Origin of the sequence: Lactobacillus nasalidis (assembly GCF_016587775.1) — a bacterium.
Classification (GTDB): Bacteria; Bacillota; Bacilli; order Lactobacillales; family Lactobacillaceae; genus Lactobacillus; species Lactobacillus nasalidis.
The window spans coordinates 1-3,071 of record NZ_BOCG01000139.1 but is presented as its reverse complement, the minus strand read 5'-3'; the positions used below and the strand labels follow the sequence as shown (position 1 = coordinate 3,071).

Annotated in this window: 1 protein-coding gene and 1 pseudogene; both read left to right on the top strand. The window is 52.9% G+C overall.

Annotated features, from left to right (window positions below; all coding sequences use genetic code 11):
* Window positions 1-841, top strand: an 841-nt coding sequence (locus tag lacNas_RS02465) for a flavocytochrome c (RefSeq protein WP_201330997.1), incomplete at its 5' end; no start/stop codon positions are given.
* Between the two features lie 162 nt (window positions 842-1,003).
* Window positions 1,004-2,653: pseudogene (locus tag lacNas_RS02460) on the top strand (phosphoenolpyruvate carboxykinase (ATP)).
* Window positions 2,654-3,071: the final 418 nt, after the last annotated feature.

Below are 3,071 nucleotides of genomic sequence, written 5' to 3'. Positions count from 1 at the left end.
CGGCCCAGACGGCCGCCGGCAAGTCAAGGCCAAGGCGGTTATCCTGGCTACTGGCGGCTTCGGCGCTTCCAAGGAAATCATCAAGAAGTACCGTCCGGACCTGGAAGGCTACAAGACGACCAACCAGGCCGGGGCAACTGGTGACGGCTTGATTTTGGGTGAAGAAGTCAACGCCAAGCTGATTCAGATGGACTTCATTCAAGTTCACCCGACTGCCCAGACTGATGGCGACAAGACCTTCTTGATCGGCGAAGCAGTCCGCGGTGAAGGCGCCATCCTGGTCAACAAGGCCGGCCAGCGTTTCATCAACGAACTGGACACGCGGAAGGTTGTTTCCGGGGCAATTACTGACTTGAATGAAGACGGTGCCTACCTGATCTTTGACCAAGGCGTTCGCGACCACGTCAAGGCGGTTGAATTCTACGACCACATCGGCCTGGTAGAACATGGCGCAACTTTGGAAGAACTGGCTGACAAGATCGGCGTTGACGCCGCTGGCCTTACGGCAACGGTTGCCAGCTGGAATGAAGCGGTCAAGGGGCAAAACGATGCTGCCTTCGGCCGGACTACGGGGATGGACCGTGACATTTCTGTCGCTCCATACTTCGCCATCCACATTCACCCAGCCATCCACTACACGATGGGCGGTTTGCACATCAACCCGCAGACTGAAGTCCTGGACAACAATGACGAGGTCATCAAGGGTCTGTACGCTGCCGGTGAAGTTTCCGGGGGTCTGCACGGCAACAACAGAATCGGCGGCAACTCAGTTGCTGAAACTGTTGTCTTCGGCCGGCAAGCAGGTATTCAGGCAAGCAAGTTCGTTCGTCAATTTGACTAAACCGACAAAGAAACTTTTGATAAAACGCTCAACTGAGCGTTTTATTTTTTTACCAAAAATTAGCAATTGAAAGCTCACGCGTTCACATGGATGTGCTATGATAAGAGAAAACGGTTGAAACCGCTTTATGATAAATGATGTGATAATGAAAGGAAGAGATTGATGAGCACACGCGAACGCTATAAGCAAGGCGAACTGGTCAAGAAGAACGCCAAGTTCAGCCGGGTCCGGGCAATAATTGAATCTGCCTTTTACGGCAACAACGTGCATGAGGTCAAGAGTGTGGCGGAGGCTTATGAGCTGGCCAAACGGCAGCCGGGAGTGATTGAAACCGACCTGCCGATCCTGCATACCAGCGACCTGGGCCTGCCGGTCGGAGCCAAGCAGCTGGTCTACAACCATGGCCGGGTTTTGGGGAGAACTGCCTCCGCGCGGCATTTTGTCGACGATCCCGATGAAGACGCGGCTTCTTTGACGAGCAGCTTGTATGAGGACATCTACGCCGGCCATGACCAGCAGTACCTGAAGGCTACGGTGCTGGTGGGGCTGGACCCGTCTTTTACCCTGAAGGCGCACTTGATGCTGCCGGAAGACCAGGCTTTCAACCTGCTCAGCTATGTGCTCAATTTCCGTTTTTTTGATGAAAAAGCGGCTGAAATGTATCAAAAGTCCAGAGCCTATGATGAAGGCGACCTTTATTTCTATTTTGACCCGAACGTAACGGATCCGGACTACCCGGACGGGCTGGCAGTTTTTGATGCGCCGCACAACTGCGCCGCGGTTTTTGGCCTGCGCTATTTTGGCGAGCTGAAAAAGGGGACTTTGACTCTGGCCTGGGCCCTGGCGCACCGGCACGGCTACGCGGCCTGCCACGGGGGCGAGCAGGCCTTCCACTTTGCTGACCGGGAAGACAAGGTTTTTGCTTTTTACGGCTTGTCGGGGTCGGGCAAATCAACCTTGACGCATGCGGATCACGGCGGCAAATACGATATCACCGTTTTGCATGACGACGCCTTTATCATTTCCAGAGAAGACGGCAGCTCGGTTGCCTTGGAGCCGGCCTATTTTGACAAGACCCACGACTACCCGGCCGGCCACCACGAAACCAAGTACTACACGACCGTAATGAACTGTGCAGTCACTTTGGATGAAGCCGGCCGCAAGGTGCTGGTTACTGAGGACCTGCGCAACGACAACGGCCGGGTGATCAAGAGCCGCTACACTTCGGCCAACCGGGTCGATGTTGAAGAAAACCCGATTACCGCCCTCTTTTGGATCATGAAAGACAATTCCCTGCCGCCGGTTTTGAAGGTGGCGGATCCGGTCCTGGCCACCACCTTGGGCCTGACTTTGGCAACCAAGCGCACTTCGGCTGAAAACCTGCCGGAAGGCTTTGACATGAACACCCTGGTCATTGAGCCTTTTGCCGATCCTTTCAGAGCCTATCCAGTTGGCGGCGACTATGACGATTTCAAGGAGCTTTTCACCAAGCGGGGCGCGGAATGCTATGTCTTGAATACGGATGCCTTTTGCGGCAAAAACATACCCAAGGAGCTGACCCTGGAAATCATTGAACGTTTGGTAGACGGCTGTGACGAGTGGCGGGACTTTGGCAGCTTTGCCGGGGTCAGCTACATGCCGCTGGCGGATTATTCGGTGGAACTGGCTTCAGCTGAATATAAGCAGCGCCTGCGGGCAAGGATGCAGGACCGGCTCAACTGGCTGAACGGCTACAATTAAGCGCATCCGAAGACGCCGCTTCCCCAAGAAGCCAAGGAATGCCTGGAGCAGATCGTATCTGAATTAGAATAGTTTGTTTGACGGACCCAGAGCGGGTCCGTTTTTTTGCGGGAAAATTTTTAAAAAAATTGCGGGCAAAATGGGCAAAAAACGAACAAAAAACTGGGCCATAAAAGATGACTGGGAGAAAGCGGAATGAAAGCAAGATGGAGGAGGGATGCAGATGTTACAACTCTGCCGGCTGTACCCAGCATAAACCGGATGAAAAGGTCGATTTGACCTTTCAGAAATAACGAGTATACTAATATTTGTTGTCGCGGCGAAGAAGGAATTCGCCGGAGACACGAAAAAGAAAATATCGAAAACTTGTTGACAAGAAAGAGACAAGCGAGTAAGATATAAAACGTTGCGTCACAAAGGCGCAGTTGGTACTTTGAAAACTGAACAAAGTTTCGCAGTGTGCGGGTCAAACAAAGTTTGATCCAATCAA